Below are 20,121 nucleotides of genomic sequence, written 5' to 3' on the forward strand. Positions count from 1 at the left end.
CGCGGGTTGCTCATGGCACCTCCTAATGGGCCTCAGTTTAAGGCATGGAGGTGTCTACAAAACTAGGGGCGATTCAGAAGAACTGATTGGCGGGGATACAACTCTCCATCGAATCCCACAGAAGAATGGGAAATCCCGGGTAGGGTTGCCCATCAATCACAAAATCTTGAGTAGCCCTCACAAGCTCCATCTGCCATCCCTTACGTTGATCAGACACCCAATCCCTTTTGTCTGCTTTAACAGATTCAGGGCCATTAGATCGCCCCTTAATCAACAACTCAGGCTATGAGTTCGTAAGGGGCTGTCATCTAATACAATGGGAATCTAACGCTTGCAAGGTGTCAGAACATGGGGTTACCACCAATACTTTCCGAAGTTTTCCGGGTTGGCCCAGAAGCGGGCGTTGAGCCAGTCCGGCACCTGTTTATAGTCAAGCAGATCGTAGGTGAACAGCGTCAGCACCTGCTCGTCGCGCTGGAACCGCTCGCCTGCCTGCAGGGCCAGGGAGAAGAAGTCGGTTTCTTTCCAGCCGCAGGCGCTCAAGTCCACCAGCACCGCAATACGGCTTGCATTGAGATTGCGAATACCACCGAGCAAGGTCAAGCCCTGCGGTTTTGACAGGTGCTCCAGGCAGTCGACGACCAGCGCCAGGTCAAACCGCTGCGCGGCCAGTTCTTCCGGTAATGGCCCTGGGGCGGCGCAAAAAATCTGGGTGTCAGGGTGCGCCAGCTGGAAGTCGTCCAGTGCCGGGAACTGGCTGGCCCCCAACAGCAACAGGCGTTTTGGGCCTTGAAGATCAAGCAAGGCGGCCAAGGCTTGCTGGGGTGTACGAGAAGAAATACCAGCGGTCATCAGAGATCCTCACATCAGGACTGTAGAGACTAGCGCGGCTGAGCGTGCGGGCCTAGAGCGGGCGGGTGCGAAAACCCCGGCGAAGGCGCGATCCTCAATGAATACGGGGGTGCGGCGTACTGGCGCAGATGAAAAGAGCCGTCTTTACTCCACCCATCGGCCCCCGCCGATCCCCTCAGGAGAAATCAGATGAGCATCATGCGGACAGCTCTACCCTTGGTTCTGCTAACCGGAGTATTGACAGGTTGCGCAGGTTTGCAAAAAACCGATTGGCCCACCTGTGCCGCGGTCGGCGGCGTGACCGGCGCGGCGGTCGGCGCGACCAAAAGCTCGGCCTACGCAGGCTACGGCGCGCTGCTGATTGGCGGTATGGCGGGTGCCTATTGCTGGGTACACGGCGATGGCGACGAAGATGGCGATGGCGTGCCGGACAGCCGTGACAAGTGCCCTGGAACCCCTAAAGGCGTACAGGTCGACGCCAATGGGTGCCCGCCTGCGCCACCGGCAGTGGTGGAGGAGGTCGTGGTGGTCAAGGAAGAAACCATCGTGATCCGTGATGTGCATTTCCAGTTCGACTCGGCCAAGTTGACGGCGGCGGACAAAACCAAGCTGGATGTCATTGCCACTCGCTTGAAAAAAGAAGCGCCAGGCGCGCAGCTGCGAGTGACCGGGCATACGGACAGCGTCGGCAAAGACGCCTACAACCAGAAGCTGTCGGATAAACGCGCCCACTCGGTGGTTGAGTACCTGATTAGCCAGGGTGTGCCTCGCAGTCATTTCGTGTCGGTGGCCGGTGCCGGTGAAAGCCATCCGGTGGCCGACAACAAAACCGCTGAAGGGCGTGCATTGAACCGCCGCGTGGAAATCCAGATCAACCGCTGACAGTCCCTGCCCCTGTGGATGCCACAGGGGCTTTCCGGCGATCTTCGCCGAAATCTCGGCTTTTTTTATCCTTCACTGGCATATCGCCTGTAGAAGTCGTTACTGTGCGTCCGTCCCTGCACACAATAAGAAGGCCATTCATGCGTAAGGTTTTTCTGCTGGCCCTGCTGGTCAGCCCCATTGCTCTGGCCCAGAGCGTCAGCGTCGACACCAATTCATTGATGCGGTTACCCAGCAGCACCAGCGTGCTGCAATTGGAGCGACTGGACGTAGCGGACTACGGCACGCTGTTGATTCCGGCCACTATCAGCCAGATCACGGTGGATGAACTGCACCTGGGGCGTGAGGCGCGAATCACCATCGCCCCCGGGAATACCGGGCTGCAATTGCAGGTGCGCCAGGCGCAGCTGGAGCATGGCAGCCAAATCACTTCACGCGGTGCTCCCGGCACCCATGAGCGGCCTGCTAAAGCGGGGCGTGACCTGACTTTGCGCATCAACGCCTTGACCGCTGAGGAATTGTCGGTAGATGCCCGTGGTGGCGCCGGTGCCCAAGGCTATGCGGGCCTGGATGGCGCGAACGGCGTGGACCCGGGTTGCACCTGGGGTTCGGCCGGGCGTGGCGCCAATGGTGATAATGGCGGTGATGGCCTGCCGGGCGCGGCGGGTGCGCAGGTGCGCGTTGAACTGCCGCAGAGCTACCCCGCCGAACAGATCAAGATCTGGGTGGATGGCGGGGCGGGTGGTGCAGCCGGTACGGCAGGCAAACCTGGCAAAGGTGGGCAATCCAAAGGCTGCCTGGTGTACCGCGCCGATGGCGGCGAGAAGGGCCGGCCAGGGTTGGAAGGGCAGCCGGGGCCTGCGGGGCCTGCGGGTGCGGTGACCATTCAGCGGCTCTGAGCCGTTTGGGCTGACGTAATCGGGGGCAAGCCCCCTCCCACATTTTGACGGTGTTCGCACTTCAAGTGTGGGAGGGGTTGCCCCCGATAGCGGACTAAAGGTCGTTTCAGAACATCGGCCGAGCCGAAGCCACTGCCACCACCACCAACCCCACAATCAGGTTGATCCCCACCAACCTGCGAATCTGCCCCAATACAGCCGCACCTGCCGGCCAATCCTCAGCCGCCACCGCCGCGCGCAACGCCGGGAACTTCAGTGCCTGGATACGGATAAACAGCGCCGTCATCACCAGGTACAAGCCCATCATCACCTGCACATAACGTGGCGCCGTCTCAAAACCGCTGAAGCGCAATTGCAGCAGGCCGATGCCACTTATCGGTAAAACCAGCACCGCTACCCATACCCACACGAAAAAACGTTGAAACACATTTGCCCACAGCTTGAGCCGGGCAGGGCCCTCAAGTGCCGCCATGGCGGCGGGGCGCAGGATCATCCAGGCGAAAAACATGCCGCCGACCCAGATCAGGGCGGCCAGTACATGCAGGGTATAGGTGAGACTGAACACGGTCATTGTGGTACTCCGTTCTGCGCGGGATTCATTAGCGGGGTATGATAGCCGCCGATCCGAACCACTGAAAATTTATCCAGCGTTTTTTGCGCCCGACTATCCATGATCAGCACTGAACTCAAAACCACGATCCAGGGCGCCTATTCGCGTTTTCTCGAAGCCAAGAGCTTGAAACCGCGGTATGGGCAGCGCCTGATGATTGCCGAAGTGGCCAAGGTCCTCGGGGATATCGACACCGACGACGAAGGTCGCCGCGAGGGTGAGCCTGCGGTCGTGGCCGTCGAGGCCGGCACCGGTACTGGCAAGACCGTAGCCTACAGTCTGGCTGCGATTCCCACCGCCAAGGCCGCCGGCAAGCGCCTGGTGATCGCCACCGCGACTGTCGCCCTGCAAGAGCAGATCGTCTACAAAGACCTGCCTGACCTGATGCGCAACAGCGGTCTGAACTTCACATTCGCCCTGGCCAAGGGCCGTGGCCGCTACATGTGCCTGTCCAAGCTCGACGTGCTGTTGCAGGAAGGCCACGCACAAACCGCCACTGCACAGTTGTTCGAAGAAGAAGGCTTCAAGATCGAGGTCGATGAGGCCAGCCAGAAGCTGTTTACCAGCATGATCGAGAAACTGGCCGGCAATAAATGGGACGGCGACCGCGACAGCTGGCCCACCGCCCTGGAAGATGCCGACTGGGCGCGCCTGACCACCGATCACAGCCAGTGCACCAACCGTCATTGCCCCAACTTCGGCCAGTGCGCCTTCTACAAGGCCCGCGAAGGCATGGGCAAAGTCGATGTGATTGTCACCAACCATGACATGGTCCTGGCCGACCTGGCCCTGGGTGGGGGCGCCGTGCTGCCGGACCCGCGCGACACCCTCTACGTCTTCGACGAAGGCCACCACCTGCCGGACAAGGCCATCGGTCACTTCGCCCACTACACGCGCCTGCGCTCCACCGCCGACTGGCTGGAAACCACCGCCAAGAACCTCACCAAGTTGCTGGCCCAGCATCCGCTGCCCGGCGACTTGGGCAAATTGATCGAACAGGTACCGGAGCTGGCGCGGGAGATCAAGACCCAACAGCAATTCATGTTCAGCGCCTGTGAACAGGTGGCCGACTTCAAGCCCGGCGAAGACGTGGAAGGCCGCGAGCGGCCACGTCACCGGTTTGTCGGTGGGATGATCCCCGAACACATGCGTGAAATGGGCATTGAGCTGAAGAAGGGTTTTTCTCGCCTGACCGACCTGTTCACCCGTCTCACTGATTTGCTCAAAGAAGGCATGGACGGTGAGGTCAATATCGGCATCGCCAGCAACCAGGCCGAAGAATGGTACCCACTGTTTGGCAGCCTGTTGTCCCGTTCCCAGGGCAACTGGGAGTTGTGGACCGCCTTTACCGTCGAAGACCCGGAAGACAACCCGCCCATGGCCCGTTGGCTGACCTTGTCGGAAAGTGGCGCGCTGTTCGATATCGAGGTCAACGCCAGCCCGATCCTCGCCGCCGAAATGTTGCGCCGCAACCTGTGGAACGTGGCCTACGGCTGCCTGGTGACCTCGGCCACGCTGACGGCCCTGGGCACCTTCGACCGCTTCCGCATGCGCGCCGGGCTGCCGAAAAAGGCCGTCACCGCCGTAGTGCCGAGCCCGTTCCATCATGCCGACGCGGGTGTGCTGCGGGTGCCGGACCTCAAGGCTGACCCACGGGATGCCGCGGCGCACACGGCTGCGATCATCCGTGACCTGCCTGATTTGGTCGAAGGTTCAAAAGGCACCCTGGTGCTGTTTTCGTCACGCAAACAGATGCAGGACGTGTTCGACGGTCTTGACCGCGACTGGCGCAAACAGGTGTTTATCCAGGGCAACCTGTCCAAACAGGAAACCCTGAACAAACATAAGGCGCGGGTCGATGGCGGCGATTCCAGCGTGCTGTTCGGCCTGGCGAGTTTCGCCGAAGGCGTGGACTTGCCCGGTGCCTACTGCGAGCACGTGGTGATCGCCAAGATCCCGTTCTCGGTGCCGGATGATCCGGTCGAAGCCGCGCTGGCCGAATGGATCGAAGCCCGTGGCGGCAACCCGTTCATGGAAATCTCGGTGCCGGATGCGTCCTTGAAGCTGGTCCAGGCTTGTGGTCGCTTACTGCGTACCGAACAGGACCGGGGCACCATCACCTTGCTCGACCGGCGCTTGGTCACCCAGCGCTATGGCAAGGCTATCCTGAATGCCTTGCCGCCGTTCAGGCGCGAAATTTCTTAAGCTACAGTGGGCGGTTTCGCCCACTTCGTGGTCTATCTCAACTATGTCATCAGGCCATTCATCGGCCGTCTGGGAGAACCTTGTTCGTATGATTCGCACGCTGCCCGCCCTTTTTGCCCTGCTGTTCGCCGCGCCCTTGATGGCCGCGCCGGCCGGGCAACAAACGTTGTTCAACTTCGTCCGGCCTGCCGATGTGGTCAAGGTGGCGACCCAGGATGCCAGCCTGCCGCAATACAACGCCGAACAAACTCCCGAAGGCGAAGTGTTGCGCCGCATCACCTTCAACCCGGCGGCCGAACCGAGCCTGGTGCTCAGCCCACAGTCCGGCGTATGGGACTGGTCCCAGAACGGTGCCATGAGCCTGCGTATCCAAAGCGCCATGGACTGGGCGCTGACGCTCTACGTCAAAGTGCAGAGTACGGACGGCAAGACCTTGGTCAGCCGCATCGATCTGCCGGCCGGCCCGGCCCAGACCCTGCTGATCCCGCTGCAAGCCAATTCGCCGCTGAGCCAGGGCATGAAGGCCGGCCCGCCGATGCCGATCAGCGTTGACGGCCAGCGTGTGCTGCTGGCCGCCAGTGCGGGGGAAATCGACCGCAGCCAGGTGGCGTCGGTGACCTTGTCGATGATCAAGCCCAATGCGGCCCAAAGCATTTTGCTGGAACGCTTTGGCGTGCAGGACAGCGAACCGGTGCTGAAGGCGGCCTACAGTGACCTGGTGGATGCTTATGGCCAGTCCACTCGTGCGCGCTGGCCGGAAAAGGTCGGCAGCGACGAGCAGCTCAAGGCCGCTGCCGCCAAGGAGCAACAGCAACTCAAGGTTTGGCTGGCTGAACGTGACAAATCGTCCCTGGATCAATATGGCGGCTGGAACAAAGGCCCGGCATTCGACGCCAGTGGTTTTTTCCGCACGGAGAAACGCGATGGACGCTGGTATCTGGTGACGCCGGAAGGCCACCCGTTCTACTCCTTGGGCGTCAATACCGTCGCGCCGGATAACAGCCAGACCTATGTGGCCGGTCGTGAGTGGATGTTTGCTGCCTTACCCAAGGCCGGTGAGCCCTTCGACAAGTACTACGGCAGCGGCGATAACCGCACCGGCAACGGTGCAGGTGAAGGCCGCAGCTTCGGCGCCGGGCGTTGGTACGATTTCTATGGTGCCAACCTGCAACGCACCTATGGCACCGAAGGTTTCGACCAGAAACGCTGGGTCAGCCATACCCTTGATCGCCTGCAAGCCTGGGGCTTCAACACCGTAGGCAACTGGAGCGATCCGGGCCTGGCCAACGCTGATCGTGTGCCTTACACCTTGCCGCTGTCGATCGTCGGCGATTACGCCAGCATCAGTACCGGTACCGACTGGTGGGGCGGCATGCCCGACCCGTTCGACCCGCGTTTTGCCATGGCCACCGAACGCGCGGTAGCCATTGCCACCCGTGATCATCGTGATGACCCATGGCTGATCGGCTACTTCGCGGACAACGAGCTGGCCTGGGCCGGTCCGGGGGATGATCCGCAGTCCCGTTACGCGCTGGCCTACGGCACGTTGCGCATGACCACTGATGTACCGGCCAAGCGCGCGTTCCTCAAGCAACTGCGCGATAAGTACCGCAACGAAGAGGGACTTTCGAGAGCCTGGGGCATCCACTTGTCCGGATGGGAGCTGATGGAAGACCCTGGTTTCGTGCCGCCGATGCCGACCCCTGAGCATCCGGAAATCGAAGCGGACTTCAAGTATTTCCAGAAGACCTTCGCCGATGCCTACTTCAAGACCATTTCCGACTCACTGAAATGGCACGCACCCAACCAGTTGCTGCTGGGCGGCCGTTATGCCGTGAGCACCCCTGAAGCCGTGGCGTCCTGCGCCCAGTATTGCGATGTGCTGAGTTTCAATATGTACACCCTCAAGCCTCAGGACGGTTACGACTTTGCCGCTTTGCGCGCGTTGGACAAGCCGGTATTGATCACAGAATTCAACTTCGGCTCGGCGGACCGTGGCCCGTTCTGGGGCGGTGTAACGCAGCTGGCCAAGGAGGAAGATCGCAGCGCGGCGTACAGCAACTTCCTCAAACAGGCCATGGCCGAGCCGTCGATTGTCGGTGTGCATTGGTTCCAGTACCTGGACCAGCCGGTGACCGGCCGCTTGCTGGACGGCGAGAACGGCCATTTTGGCCTCGTTGGCATCACCGATGTGCCGTTCCAGGGGTTTGTCGAGAGTGTGCGTAAGAGCAACCTGGCGACTGTCGATCAACTGGGCAAGGAGGCGGAGAAAGCCAAGGCGGCTGGCGCGGTGCGTGAACGTGAAGGTGGCAAGGCGGGTCACGAGGGCAAAGGGGCAGGGCAGGGCGCCGGGCATGCCGGTGGACACGCTGGAAATGGCCATTGATTGATCGGTGACGGGTTCACAAAACCCACAATGGCTGGAACAATGTCGGCCACTTTTTACGGTGTTTTTCGAGGGCGCTCAGGTGCAGATTCAGGGTCATTACGAACTTCAGTTCGAAGCAGTACGCGAAGGCTTCGCCGCGTTGTTTGATGACCCGCAGGAACGAGGCGCCGGGCTATGCATCCAGATCGGTGGTGAAACCGTCGTCGACCTGTGGGCCGGCACTGCCGATAAGGACGGGGCCGAGGCCTGGCACAGCGACACCATCGTCAACCTGTTCTCCTGCACCAAGACCTTCACCGCCGTCACGGCCTTGCAACTGGTGGCCGAAGGCAAGCTGACGCTGGATGCTCCCGTGGCCGATTACTGGCCCGAGTTTGCGGCAGCTGGCAAAGAAGCCATCACGCTGCGCCAGTTGCTCTGTCACCAGGCCGGGTTGCCGGCGATCCGCGAAATGCTGCCGATCGAAGCCCTGTACGACTGGCAGTTGATGGTCGACACCCTGGCAGCCGAAGCCCCGTGGTGGACGCCCGGCCAAGGGCATGGCTATGAGGCCATCACCTACGGCTGGCTGGTGGGCGAATTACTGCGTCGTGCCGACGGGCGTGGGCCGGGGGAATCCATCGTGGCGCGGGTTGCGCGGCCGTTGGGGTTGGACTTCCATGTGGGCTTGGCGGATGAAGAGTTTTATCGTGTCGCCCATGTAGCGCGCAGTAAAGGCAACATGGGTGACGAAGCCGCACAAAGATTGTTGCAAGTAATGATGCGCGAACCGGCGGCAATGACGACCCGTGCATTTGCCAATCCACCGTCTATTCTCACCAGCACTAATAAGCCTGAATGGCGACGCATGCAGCAGCCAGCGGCAAATGGTCACGGTAATGCACGTAGCCTGGCGGGGTTTTATAGCGGTTTGTTGGACGGTAGTTTGCTGGAAAGCGACATGCTCGAACAATTGACCCGTGAACACAGTATCGGGCCGGATAAAACCTTATTGACCCAAACCCGATTCGGCCTGGGTTGCATGTTGGATCAGCCGCAGTTGCCCAATGCTACGTTCGGCCTTGGCCCGCGTGCGTTTGGGCACCCTGGGGCAGGCGGCTCGGTGGGTTTTGCCGACCCGGAACATGATGTAGCGTTCGGTTTTGTGACTAATACACTGGGCCCCTACGTACTTATGGACCCGCGTGCGCAGAAGTTGGTCGGAATATTGGCCGGTTGTCTGTAAATCGCTTGCTGTTTCACAATTTTTTGTTACAAAGGCACGTATAAGAAGACGCTGAACGAAATGATGTAACTTTAATGTTCTTTAAGCGTCTGTTTAACGGGTCATCCAGACCCTCCGGTTTTTTCTCATTTTGTGGATATCTCATGTTATCGAACAAGTCCTTGGCACTGGCGCTGTGCCTCACTATTACTGGCTGCGCACAAACTCCACAAAATGATGCCGAAGGTGGGCATTGGTGGTCATTTGGATCTGACAAGGCTGCTACCAAGGAGGCAGTGACCCAAACCGACGCCAAACCGGATGCCAAGCCTGCCCCGGGCGCCAAGCCTTCCGCTCCTGTAGCTGCCGCCGCTGCTCAAGCGCCGGCTCCGGTAGCCAAGGCCGACACCGGCTCCAGCTGGTGGCCGTTCTCCTCCAAAAGCGCCGACGAAAAGGCCGCCGATGCCAAGGCCGACCTGAAAGCCGACCTCAAGGCCGCCACTCCGGCAGCCACTGCGCCTGCTGTCGCCAAGACCGACACGGAAGCTCACTGGTGGTGGCCGTTCGATAGTAAGCCAAAACCCCTGTCCAAGGTCGACGTGACCAACGTACCGATGCCGGACCCGAAAATCACCCAAGCCTGGCTTGACGACTACGAGCCGCGCCTGCGCACCGCGATCAAGGACAGCAACCTGCAACTTGAGCGTCGCGACAACGTGTTGGTGGTCATTGCGCCGGTGGACGGTTCCTACAACCCGAAACGCCCGGCCATGTTGCTGCCAGTGACCCTGGGCCCATTCACCCGTGTGGCCAAGGCCGTTGAAGGCGACCCGAAAACTGCCGTGCTGGTACTGGGCCACGTCGACACCAATGGTGCCGAACCGCAAAGCCAGGCCCTGACCAAGGAGCGTGCACAGTCCATCGCTTCGATTTTCAGCCTCAGCGGCTTGAAGCAGGACCGCCTGATGCTGCGCGGTATGGGCGACCTGATGCCACGTGCCGCCAACGACAGCAACCAGGGTCGTGCCCTGAACCGTCGCATGGAAATCATGTTCACCCAGCGCACCACCATGCTGGCCTTGCTGAGCAAGTACAACTCGGCTAACCCGCCGAAGGCTGAAATGATCGCTGTGCAGGACGTTCCGGCGCCAGTTGCTCCAGCCACCAAGAAAGCTGCTGCGGCGAAAAAGGCTCCGGCCAAGAAAACCGCTGCCAAGCCTGCCGCCAAGAAAGCTGCCGCCAAGCCGGCTGCGAAAAAGGCGGCTCCAGCCAAAGCCGCAGCGCCTGTTTCGAACGAGCAGGCAAAAAACTGATTCGGTGAACCAGAAGGATAAAGCCGCATGACCCAGGCACTGGCGGATATGCGCCGTGACTACACACGGGACGGTTTGAACGAGGCCCAGGCCCCAGACGAACCGTTTGCCTTGTTCCACCAATGGTTTGCTGATGCGGTGAAAACCGAGCAGCCCCCGGTGGAGGCCAATGCCATGACCTTGGCCACGGTTGACCAGGACGGTCGGCCGCACTGTCGTATCCTGTTGCTCAAGGGCCTGGATGCACAGGGCTTTACCTTCTTCACCAACTATCAGAGCGCCAAGGGTGAACAACTCGCGGCGCGGCCGTTCGCGGCCATGACCTTCTTCTGGCCGACCCTGGAGCGCCAGGTGCGCATCGAAGGGCGGGTGGTGAAGGTCACGCCGCAAGAGTCGGATGCCTATTATCAGGTTCGCCCGTTGGGCAGCCGCCTGGGGGCTTGGGCGTCCCCGCAGAGCAGGGTTATTCGCGACCGTGAGGAGCTGCAGGCGTTGATCAAGGCCACTGAGCAGCGTTTCAACGACAGCCAGCCCGATTGCCCTGAGCATTGGGGTGGTTACCGTTTGCTGCCGGAGCGCATCGAGTTCTGGCAAGGCCGCGCCAGCCGCCTGCATGATCGCCTGAACTATCGCCTGCAAGGGACCGACTGGGTCCGCGAGCGTCTGGCTCCCTGAGTTATCCCTTTCTGATTGTTGTCTGCCACGCTGAAGCCTCGATTCAAGAGGCTTCAGGTGTTTTTGGCTGCCGACTACACTGATGAGCGCGTCCATGACATCCTCTGGAGCGTGGTAAGTGCTACCATTCGTCGAGTTTTCTGGTACTGGCAGTCTGTACTAGGGCTGAATGAAAGCAATTTTCTGCCGGGCTTGCCGTGACAGGTGTCGAGCCGCAGCGTTTAATGAAGCCCTGTCCTTTGGAGTTGATGCTATGCGTAAGTCCGTTTTACTAGTTGCCTGCTTTACCACCCTGTCGTTGCTGTTGGGTGGCTGCGCCTCGAGTCTGACCGGCGACTCGTACTCCCGTGATGACGCGCGTCGTGTACAGACCGTCCGCATGGGCACCATTGAATCTCTGCGTCCGGTGAAAATCGAAGGCACCAAGACCCCAATCGGCAGCGTTGCCGGTGCCGTGGTTGGTGGTGTTGGCGGCAGCGCTATCGGCGGTGGCCGTGGCAGTATCGTGACGGGTGTTATCGGTGCTGTTGCCGGTGGCCTGCTGGGCTCCGCTGCCGAAGAAGGCCTGACCCGTACCCAGGGCGTCGAAATCACCGTTCGCGAAGACGATGGCAGCATGCGCGCCTACGTTCAGGCCGTTGACCCGAATGAAATCTTCCGCATTGGTCAACGCGTGCGCATCATGAGTGTTAACGGTCAAAGCCGCGTTTCTCAGTAAGCGTCGGTTGTAGAAACACAAAACCCCAGCCGGGTGACCGGTTGGGGTTTTGTGTTTTTGGATCAGAGTTTTTTACTTAGAAAAGCTGAGTTGAACGCCTTTTTATAAAGTAAGAAACGTAGGCAATAAAAAACCGCCTTAGTAGGGCGGTTTTTTATTGCAAACCCAGTTTTTGGCTGAGGTTGCGTATTCACAGGACGCAATGACATAGGCGGGATACTACTTTCGCAAAAGGTGTGATGCAAGGCTCAGCGATGAGCGGTGAACATCGATTCTGAAACTTTTTTTGTCAGTGTTGGCAGCAAAAAATGGCAATAAATTTCAAGCGCTATTCATACCGCTCGGTCGCGCTTGGTCACACCTTCAACCCGAGTGCTCAGATAATATCGTCTCCGTTTCTCGTTCGTCATTCTGTGGGTTGGTTGGGTCAATGCGCGAGGTTTTGGACCAGCCGCCACGGGCTGGTAATCCGTGCCGGATTCATGCGGCAGGCCTATCAACCCAGCCCCCTCACAGGACGCAATGACAGCATCCGAAGGCTCACATGTTCCGGTAAGTGTGCTGGAGGTTAGGCCTAACTTACGGAGGGCCGAGTTTGTCGAAGTTTGCACGACGTACGTGGAACCTCGTAGTGAACTGCCTGCGTGCTTATCACGTATGGACGTTTCTGCGGGACAGCTTTGATGACCGATAAGGTCTGAGAAGTGGAGCCGCCTCGGTTTAGACCGAGGCGGCTTTTTGTTTTTCTGGGCCGAGCGCTCAAACCTGAAAGTGCTTCACCAGCGTATTCAACTCGTGCGCCAGGCTGGCGAGGGATTGCGAGGCGCTGGTGGTTTGGGTCGAACCTTCTGCGGACTGAATCGACAATTGCTGGATGTTCAGCAAATTGCGATCAACCGCTCGGGCAACGTCAGCCTGTTCGGCCGCTGCTGTGGTGATGACCAGGTTTCGGTCGTTGATCTCATTGTTGGCCGTCAGGATATCCGCCAGCGCCTGTTGTGCCAGTTCGGCCAGCGCGAGGGTTTGCTGGGTCATGCTGCTGCTGTCGAGCATGGTATGCACAGTGCTGGCCGTGTTGGACTGAATACTGCCAATCATGTGTTCGATTTCCTGGGTCGATTGAGCCGTGCGGTGGGCCAGGGCGCGAACCTCGTCGGCGACCACTGCAAACCCACGGCCAGCCTCGCCCGCGCGGGCGGCTTCGATGGCCGCGTTCAGTGCCAGCAGGTTGGTTTGCTCGGCGATGGTGCGGATAACATCCAGTACCTTGCCAATGTCCTTGGCCTGTTCGGCCAGGCTACCCACTTGCTCGGAGCTGACTTCAACGCCACGGGTCAGGGCCTGGATGGCATTCAGCGCTTCGACCATGCGCTGCTGGCCTTTCAGGGCGATGCTGCGCGACTCTTGGGAGAGGTCGGAGGTTGAAGCCGCGTTCCTCGCGACTTCCTCAATAGCGGTGGTCATCTCGGTGACGGCGGTGGCGGCCTGTTCGATTTCGCCATGTTGCTGTTGCAAGTCCCGACTGCCCTCGGCGGTCACGGCATTGAGTTGTTCGGCGGCGGCGGCAAGTTGGCTGGATGAACCGGTGATTTGTCGCAGGGTCTGCACCAGGTTGTCACGCATGGTTTCCTGGGCCCTGAGCAAGCGCGTGGCCTCGTCATTGCCCGTCGGGTTGATGGGGTGGGTGAGATCGCCTTTGGCGATGGTTTCGGCTACCTGCACCGCTTCATTGATCGGACCGGTAATGCTTCGGGTCAGCAACCAAGCCACCAGCACGGTGCCACCACTCACCAGCAGAATGACGAGCGCGATACCTTTCACGGCATGTTGATAAGCGCCTACGGAGGTCAGGCCAGCTTGTTCCGCGCCTTTGTTGGCGAGGTCGATCAGTTGGTCGAAGTTCTTGGTCATGTGCTCGTAGCTTTCTCGGATGCTGTTGAGAAAGTCGCGGGCGCCGGCTTTATCGCCCGAGCGTGAGCGCTTGAGCATTTCGGTGTGGTTTTTCGCGTACTCATCCAGGCTTTGATTGAAAACGTCGAGGCGGGATTTTTCCTCGGGGGTGCTCAGCAGCGCGGCGTATTGCGCCAACTGTTCCTTGACGGCTTTCAGGCGCCCAGCGGATTTGTCTTCGTAGGTCTGCATGTCGGCATCGCTTGAGGACAGGATGTGCGCCATTTCCCCTAGGCGAAACCGGTCGAGCGAAGCGTTGGCCAGGGCCAGCAGCCTGACGCGTTGCAGCCAATTGTTCTGTATGTCGGCAGCCTGGGCCTGCACTTCACCGATCTGCTTGAGGGCGAACAGGCCGAGAAACACACTCAGTGATGCAATAGCGGCGAAGCCGATGAAGGCCCTGGCTGCGATTCTTATATTTCTCAGGAACATGGGATTGTCGCTCGGGCTGGAAATGCGTTGGGAAGCACGGTCGGGCGGGTGTTCCAGACGGGAACAATCGGATCGCCACACTCGTTGATCGGCGAAAATCCGAAAGTCTTTAGGGGGTGCAGACGGATTACTGGCCAGGGGCTGGAGGCAGAAAAAGAAAAACCCCAACCGGATGCCCGGTTGGGGTTTTCAGGTGTTTCAGACGCGGTCAGGCTTTCTTGCGACTGGCCATCGCTGTTACCGCATAGCCGATACAGGCCGCCAGGATCGATCCGGTCAGAATCCCCATTCGGTCTTCACCCGCGAACTCACTGGCCCCCGGCACAAACGCCAGGGAGCCGACGAACAGGCTCATGGTAAAGCCGATACCGCACAGGATCGCCACACCGAACACCTGGCCCCAGTTGGCGCCGCTGGGCAGGGCCGCGAGGCCGATCTTGATGGCGAGCCAGGTGAAGCCGAACACACCGATGGTCTTACCGATCAGCAAGCCTGCAGCAATACCCATGGGGACGTGGTGGGTGAAGCTGTCCAGGCTGACGCCGGTCAAGGACACCCCGGCATTGGCAAACGCGAACAGCGGAAGGATGCCGTAGGCCACCCACGGATGCAGGGCATGTTCCAGGGTGAGCAGCGGCGAAGGCTCGGCATTCTTGGTGCGCATCGGAATGCAGAAGGCCAGGGTCACGCCGGCCAGCGTGGCATGCACGCCACTCTTGAGCACGCATACCCATAGGATCAGGCCGACGATCAGGTACGGCCCAAGCTTGATCACACCCAGCCGGTTCATCGCGATCAAGGCAATCAGGCAAGCGCCCGCACCCGCCAGGGAGGCGCCGGAGAGGTCCGCAGAGTAGAACAACGCGATGACGATGATTGCACCGAGGTCATCAATGATGGCCAAGGTCATCAGGAACAGCTTCAGTGATACCGGCACACGTTTGCCCAGTAGCGCGAGGACGCCCAGTGCGAAGGCGATATCGGTGGCCATGGGGATCGCCCAGCCGGACATGGCGGCGGGGTAGTCCTTGTTGATCGCCCAATAGATCAACGCCGGCACCACCATGCCGCCAATGGCTGCCGCACCGGGCAACACCACTTGCGACGGCTTGGACAGGTGACCGTCGAGGAGCTCTCGCTTCACTTCCAGGCCGATCAGCAGGAAGAACAGGGCCATCAGGCCGTCGTTGATCCACAGCAGAGCGGGCTTGGCGATTTTGAGTGCGCCAATCTGTGCCACTACCGGTACTTCGAGAAAGGCGTTGTACAGGTGTGACAACGGTGAGTTGTTGATGATCAGCGCCAAAGCGGCGGCAGCGATCAACAACAGACCGCTGGCGGCTTCCAGCTGGAAGAAACGGGTGAAAGTGCTACGCAGAGGCAAGGGATGCTCTCCAATTCAAGTTCAATAGGTGGGTACCCTAACCCGTACCGTTAGTTGTTAAAACAAAAGTTATATTCTTATTTGTTATAAGCAGTAGGCAGGATCGGTAATGCGCCAAAGCCTAGCAATTGTGTGTCCAATTGAGTCGCCACTGTATCTGTGTGCAGTGTAGGAAACCCCCTAGAATTTGGGCTGAAACCTTTAGAGATCCACCTTATGAGCGACCACCGTACCTGGGCCCGCGAAGCCATACGTATCATTGAAGCGGACTTCCAGCGTAGCGCCGACACGCACCTGATCCCTTTGCCATTACCGGGGTTGCCGGGTATCGAGTTGTACTTCAAGGATGAGTCCAGTCACCCCACGGGTAGCCTGAAGCACCGGCTGGCTCGTTCGCTGTTCCTGTATGCGCTGTGTAATGGCTGGCTCAAGCCGGGCGCGCCGGTGATTGAGGCCTCCAGCGGTTCGACGGCGATTTCGGAAGCCTACTTTGCCCGTCTGCTCGGCCTGCCGTTTATTGCGGTCATGCCAGCCACCACGTCCCAGGAAAAAATCGCCCAGATCGCCTTCTATGGCGGCAAGAGCCATCTGGTACAGGACCCGACGCAGATCTACGCCGAATCCGAACGTTTGGCGCGGGAGAGTGGCGGTCACTTCATGGACCAGTTCACCTACGCCGAGCGAGCTACGGACTGGCGGGCGAACAACAACATCGCCGAATCGATCTTCCAACAGATGCGCTTCGAACATTACCCCGAACCGAGCTGGTTGATTTCCAGCCCTGGCACCGGCGGTACCACCGCGACCCTGGGCCGCTATGTGCGTTACCGTCAACATTGCACGCGCGTGCTGTGCGCCGACGCCGAACGCTCGGTGTTCTTCGATTTCTATCAGAGTGGCGATGCCAGCTTGCGCCTGGACTGTGGTTCAAGGATCGAGGGAATTGGTCGGCCGCGGGTCGAGGCGTCCTTTTTGCCCAAGGTGATTGATGCAATGGTCAAGGTGCCGGATGCGTTGTCGTTGGCGGCCATGCATTACCTGGCCGAGCGTTTGGGGCGGCGGGTTGGCGGCTCCAGCGGGACCAATCTGGTGGGTGCCCTGGTGGCGGCGCAGCAGATGAAAGCGGCGGGAGAGTCGGGGTCGATCGTGGCGATCTTGTGCGATGGTGGTGAGCGGTATGCCACTACCTATTACGATCAGGCTTGGCTTAACGCTCAGGGATATGAGTTGAGCGGTTTGATTGCGGCCGTTGCGGCCAGTGTAGAGCGAGGCGAACCGTTGCCGGAAACGATCCTGCGCGCGAATATCTGACACACCGCTGAAACCAATGTGGGAGCTGGCTTGCCTGCGATTGCGTAGTGTCAGTCGACGAATATATCGACTGAACCACCGCTATCGCAGGCAAGCCAGCTCCCACATTGCAGTAGAGCGCTTAGGCCTCGATACCCAACATATCCCGTGCCAACGCCTCGGCAATCCGAATCCCGTCGACACCCGCCGACAGAATCCCACCGGCATAGCCTGCACCTTCACCGGCCGGGAACAGACCTTTCACGTTCAAGCTCTGCATCGATTCGTTACGGGTAATCCGCAGCGGCGACGATGTGCGGGTTTCGATACCGGTCAGCACCGCATCGTGCAGTGAGTAGCCTTTGATCTGCTTCTCGAAGGCCGGCAAGGCTTCACGGATGGCCTCGATGGCGAAGTCCGGCAAGGCCAGGGCCAGATCACCCAGCGAAACGCCGGGTTTGTAGGACGGCTCCACGCTGCCTAGGGCCGTTGAAGGCTTGCCGGCGATGAAGTCACCGACCAGTTGCGCCGGCGCCTCATAGTTGCTGCCGCCGAGGATATACGCGTGGGACTCCAGGCGTTCCTGCAGCTCGATACCGGCCAGCGGGCCACCTGGGTAGTCCACTTCAGGCGTGATGCCGACCACGATGCCGGAGTTGGCATTGCGTTCGTTACGCGAGTACTGGCTCATACCGTTGGTGACAACACGATTCGGTTCAGATGTCGCCGCGACCACTGTGCCGCCCGGGCACATGCAGAAGCTGTAGACCGAGCGACCGTTCTTGGCGTGGTGCACCAGCTTATAGTCGGCGGCGCCGAGTTTCGGGTGCCCGGCGTATTTGCCCAGGCGTGCCGCGTCGATCAGCGATTGCGGATGTTCGATGCGGAACCCAACGGAGAACGGCTTGGCCTCCATGTAAACGCCGCGCTCGTGGAGCATGCGGAACGTGTCACGGGCGCTATGGCCCAGGGCCAGGATCACGTGCTTGGAGAGGATCTGCTCGCCGCCGTCGATTACCACACCGTTCAACTGGCCGTCTTCGATCAGCACGTCGGTCACACGCTGCTCGAAACGGACTTCACCGCCCAGGGCGATGATCTGCTCGCGCATGTTTTCCACAACGCCGGTCAGGCGGAAGGTACCGATGTGCGGCTTGCTGACGTAGAGAATTTCTTCCGGCGCGCCGGCCTTGACGAACTCATGCAGCACTTTGCGCCCGTGGAATTTCGGGTCTTTGATCTGGCTATACAGCTTGCCGTCGGAAAAGGTCCCGGCGCCACCTTCACCGAACTGCACGTTGGACTCAGGGTTGAGTACGCTTTTGCGCCACAGGCCCCAGGTATCCTTGGTGCGCTGGCGGACTTCCTTGCCGCGCTCGAGGATGATCGGCTTGAAGCCCATTTGCGCCAGCAACAGGCCGGCAAAGATGCCGCAGGGGCCAAAACCCACCACGATCGGCCGTTCGGCCAAGTCTTGCGGTGCCTGGCCGACCACCTTGTAGCTGACATCCGGCGCCGGGTTGACGTTACGGTCGTCGGCGAACTTGAGCAGCAGGGCGGCTTCGTTTTTCGCGTTCAGGTCGATGGTGTAGATGAAGCACAGCTCTGACGATTTCTTACGGGCGTCGTAGCTGCGCTTGAACAGGGTGAAATCGAGCAGGTCATCACTGGCGATGCCCAGGCGCTGCACGATGGCAGGCCGCAGGTCTTCTTCGGGATGGTCGATGGGCAGCTTGAGTTCGGTGATTCGTAACATGACAGGGTCCGGTAGGCGGCGGGCAAGGAGGCCGGCTGTTTTGCAAACCGGCGATTATAAGCCCCAATGGCGGTTTCCCGTCATGTTAAAACAGCATGGCGTGGCGTCAGTCGTCGCGCGAGCCGCCGAACGACGCGCAACCGCGCTGCACCTGGCCGTTGACGCGCAACTCGGCGGTCATGTGTTGCAGGCTACCGCTGACCGGGTCGACGCAACGCTGCGGGGCCACCCACAACTCCACGTGCTGGTTGTTGGCTTCGGTCATCAGGTTGAAGCGGCCGTCACCGATTTGTTCTTCTACATAGGGCACCGCCAGGGGGGGCTGGCCTTCGCGTTCCAGCACCAGGCCCTTGGCGGTGACTTTCATCACCCAGGTCGGCTTGTGGCCGTTGGCCCGCAGGATCATGCGTTTGAAGTCCGGGTCGTCGCAGGCCGAGGTCGAGCGCTCGACGCGGTAGAGTTGTTGCAGGTCGACGCTGCCCTGGGTGCCGCTGGCGACCCCGGAAAACTTGCCGCGCAGGTCGGCAAACAACGCGCCTTGCTCGCCGGCCAGCGAAGCCGCTTCCTGCAGGATGCTGGTGCCTCCGCTGTCGTTGACCACGTAGTTACGTTTGTCGCCACACGGCTGGAACAGCAGTTTGCCGCCGACCGCCGTGAGTTCGCCCTGCATGCGGGTCAGCCCGGCGAGAGATGGTTTGGAGGGTTCTCTGTCGAATATCTGGCAGGCGGCGAACAGGGGGAGCAGGGCTAATAGAACAAGGCTGTGGGCGGCACGCATTATTGGGTCTCCGGACAATTGCCGCCACGTTACGCAGACGTGCGCCGCATCACAACCCCGCCCACGAGCTTCAGTCAATTCTGACAGGTAGCCTATTCAAGCCACGATAAAGGTCTGACCGGTTTGCAAGCCTTCCACACTTTTCGCGTAGGCCAATGCCACGTCGGCGCCAGGTGCCGGTTTGTACCCACGGAAGTAAGGTGCATAGCTGCCCATGGCTTCCAGTAGCACAGTCGGGCTCACGGAGTTGATGCGCAGGCCGCGTGGCAATTCAATCGCGGCGGCTTTGACGAAGGCATCCAGTGCGCCGTTGACCAGTGCTGCCGAAGCGCCGGTGCGGATCGGGTCGCGGTTGAGGATGCCGCTGGTGAAGGTGAACGAGGCACCGTCGTTGGCGTATTCACGGCCGATCAGCAGCAGGTTGACCTGGCCCATCAGCTTGTCACGCAGGCCCAGTTCAAAATCGGCTTCGCTCATGTCCCCCAGCGGCACGAAGTTCACGCTGCCTGCCGCGCAGACCAGCGCATCGAACTTACCGGTCTGTTCGAACAGTTTGCGAATCGATGCGCTGTCACTGATATCGACCTGGAAATCGCCGCTGCTGCGACCGATGCTGATCACTTCGTGACGCTGCGCCAGTTCCGCCTTGATCGCCGAACCGACCGTACCGCTGGCACCAATCAATAGGATTTTCATCGTGCTGTTCCTCCGGGGAGATAAGTGAAGGTTCAGTCTAGTGTGGCTTTTTAGGTGGATAAACGCGCTAATAGGCAACCTTTGGTTT

Annotated in this window: 16 protein-coding genes and 1 pseudogene; 9 read left to right on the top strand and 8 right to left on the bottom strand. The window is 60.0% G+C overall.

Annotation, left to right across the window (positions count from 1 at the left end; translation table 11 throughout):
- Positions 1-354: 354 nt before the first annotated feature.
- A complete protein-coding gene (locus AC07V4_RS24945) occupies positions 355-852 on the bottom strand; it encodes a DUF6231 family protein (RefSeq protein WP_492638509.1) in 498 nt (165 codons plus the stop codon).
- 189 nt (positions 853-1,041) lie between these two features.
- On the opposite strand from AC07V4_RS24945, the gene AC07V4_RS24950 reads away from it, so the two are divergent.
- Both AC07V4_RS24950 and AC07V4_RS24955 read left to right on the top strand, forming a co-directional pair.
- Positions 1,042-1,734, top strand: a complete 693-nt coding sequence (locus AC07V4_RS24950; RefSeq protein ID WP_492638510.1) for a PA1041 family peptidoglycan-binding anchor lipoprotein — start codon at positions 1,042-1,044, stop codon at positions 1,732-1,734.
- Between the two features lie 140 nt (positions 1,735-1,874).
- Positions 1,875-2,633 carry a collagen-like protein gene (locus AC07V4_RS24955; protein WP_492638511.1) on the top strand — a complete coding sequence of 253 codons (759 nt, stop codon included), beginning with the start codon at positions 1,875-1,877 and terminating at the stop codon, positions 2,631-2,633.
- A gap of 106 nt (positions 2,634-2,739) precedes the next feature.
- Here AC07V4_RS24955 and AC07V4_RS24960 read toward each other — a convergent pair whose 3' ends face one another.
- Positions 2,740-3,204, bottom strand: a complete 465-nt coding sequence (locus AC07V4_RS24960; RefSeq protein ID WP_431752046.1) for a CopD family protein — start codon at positions 3,202-3,204, stop codon at positions 2,740-2,742.
- Between the two features lie 99 nt (positions 3,205-3,303).
- Between AC07V4_RS24960 and dinG the strand changes: the two genes are divergently transcribed.
- The 6 genes from dinG to AC07V4_RS24990 all read left to right on the top strand — a co-directional run bounded on the left by dinG (position 3,304) and on the right by AC07V4_RS24990 (position 11,747).
- Positions 3,304-5,448: an ATP-dependent DNA helicase DinG gene (gene dinG, locus AC07V4_RS24965; RefSeq protein WP_492638512.1), complete on the top strand. Its 2,145-nt coding sequence runs from the start codon at positions 3,304-3,306 to the stop codon at positions 5,446-5,448.
- Positions 5,449-5,536: 88 nt separating this feature from the next.
- Complete coding sequence (locus tag AC07V4_RS24970) at positions 5,537-7,834, top strand: beta-galactosidase (RefSeq protein ID WP_492638513.1); 2,298 nt, start codon at positions 5,537-5,539, stop codon at positions 7,832-7,834.
- Positions 7,835-7,916: 82 nt separating this feature from the next.
- Complete coding sequence (locus tag AC07V4_RS24975; RefSeq protein WP_492638565.1) at positions 7,917-9,062, top strand: serine hydrolase domain-containing protein; 1,146 nt, start codon at positions 7,917-7,919, stop codon at positions 9,060-9,062.
- Positions 9,063-9,205: 143 nt separating this feature from the next.
- A complete protein-coding gene (locus tag AC07V4_RS24980) occupies positions 9,206-10,354 on the top strand; it encodes an OmpA family protein (RefSeq protein WP_492638514.1) in 1,149 nt (382 codons plus the stop codon).
- A gap of 27 nt (positions 10,355-10,381) precedes the next feature.
- Positions 10,382-11,029, top strand: coding sequence for a pyridoxamine 5'-phosphate oxidase (gene pdxH, locus AC07V4_RS24985; protein WP_492638515.1), 648 nt, complete (start codon positions 10,382-10,384; stop codon positions 11,027-11,029).
- A 253-nt stretch (positions 11,030-11,282) separates the two neighbouring features.
- Positions 11,283-11,747, top strand: a complete 465-nt coding sequence (locus AC07V4_RS24990) for an outer membrane lipoprotein (protein WP_060753814.1) — start codon at positions 11,283-11,285, stop codon at positions 11,745-11,747.
- Between the two features lie 759 nt (positions 11,748-12,506).
- On the opposite strand, the gene AC07V4_RS24995 is transcribed toward AC07V4_RS24990, so the two are convergent.
- From AC07V4_RS24995 to nhaA, 3 genes and pseudogenes are all read right to left on the bottom strand, one after another.
- Positions 12,507-13,370: a methyl-accepting chemotaxis protein gene (locus tag AC07V4_RS24995; RefSeq protein ID WP_492638566.1), complete on the bottom strand. Its 864-nt coding sequence runs from the start codon at positions 13,368-13,370 to the stop codon at positions 12,507-12,509.
- Positions 13,365-14,129: pseudogene (locus AC07V4_RS25000) on the bottom strand (MCP four helix bundle domain-containing protein); the annotation flags it as partial. The gene AC07V4_RS24995 and the pseudogene AC07V4_RS25000, both read right to left, overlap by 6 nt.
- Positions 14,130-14,337: 208 nt before the next feature.
- On the bottom strand, positions 14,338-15,513 hold the full coding sequence (nhaA, locus tag AC07V4_RS25005) for a Na+/H+ antiporter NhaA (protein ID WP_492638516.1): 1,176 nt from the start codon (positions 15,511-15,513) through the stop codon (positions 14,338-14,340).
- Positions 15,514-15,729: 216 nt separating this feature from the next.
- Between nhaA and AC07V4_RS25010 the strand changes: the two genes are divergently transcribed.
- Positions 15,730-16,824, top strand: a complete 1,095-nt coding sequence (locus AC07V4_RS25010; protein ID WP_492638517.1) for a PLP-dependent cysteine synthase family protein — start codon at positions 15,730-15,732, stop codon at positions 16,822-16,824.
- Positions 16,825-16,945: 121 nt separating this feature from the next.
- On the opposite strand, the gene AC07V4_RS25015 is transcribed toward AC07V4_RS25010, so the two are convergent.
- The 3 genes from AC07V4_RS25015 to AC07V4_RS25025 all read right to left on the bottom strand — a co-directional run bounded on the left by AC07V4_RS25015 (position 16,946) and on the right by AC07V4_RS25025 (position 20,033).
- Positions 16,946-18,559 carry an NAD(P)/FAD-dependent oxidoreductase gene (locus AC07V4_RS25015; RefSeq protein WP_492638518.1) on the bottom strand — a complete coding sequence of 538 codons (1,614 nt, stop codon included), beginning with the start codon at positions 18,557-18,559 and terminating at the stop codon, positions 16,946-16,948.
- A gap of 106 nt (positions 18,560-18,665) precedes the next feature.
- Complete coding sequence (locus AC07V4_RS25020; protein WP_492638519.1) at positions 18,666-19,337, bottom strand: COG3650 family protein; 672 nt, start codon at positions 19,335-19,337, stop codon at positions 18,666-18,668.
- A 96-nt stretch (positions 19,338-19,433) separates the two neighbouring features.
- Positions 19,434-20,033, bottom strand: a complete 600-nt coding sequence (locus AC07V4_RS25025; RefSeq protein WP_492638520.1) for a short chain dehydrogenase — start codon at positions 20,031-20,033, stop codon at positions 19,434-19,436.
- Between the last annotated feature and the right edge of the window lie 88 nt (positions 20,034-20,121).

The sequence above is a fragment of the Pseudomonas sp. GW821-FHT03A09 genome (assembly GCF_059421065.1).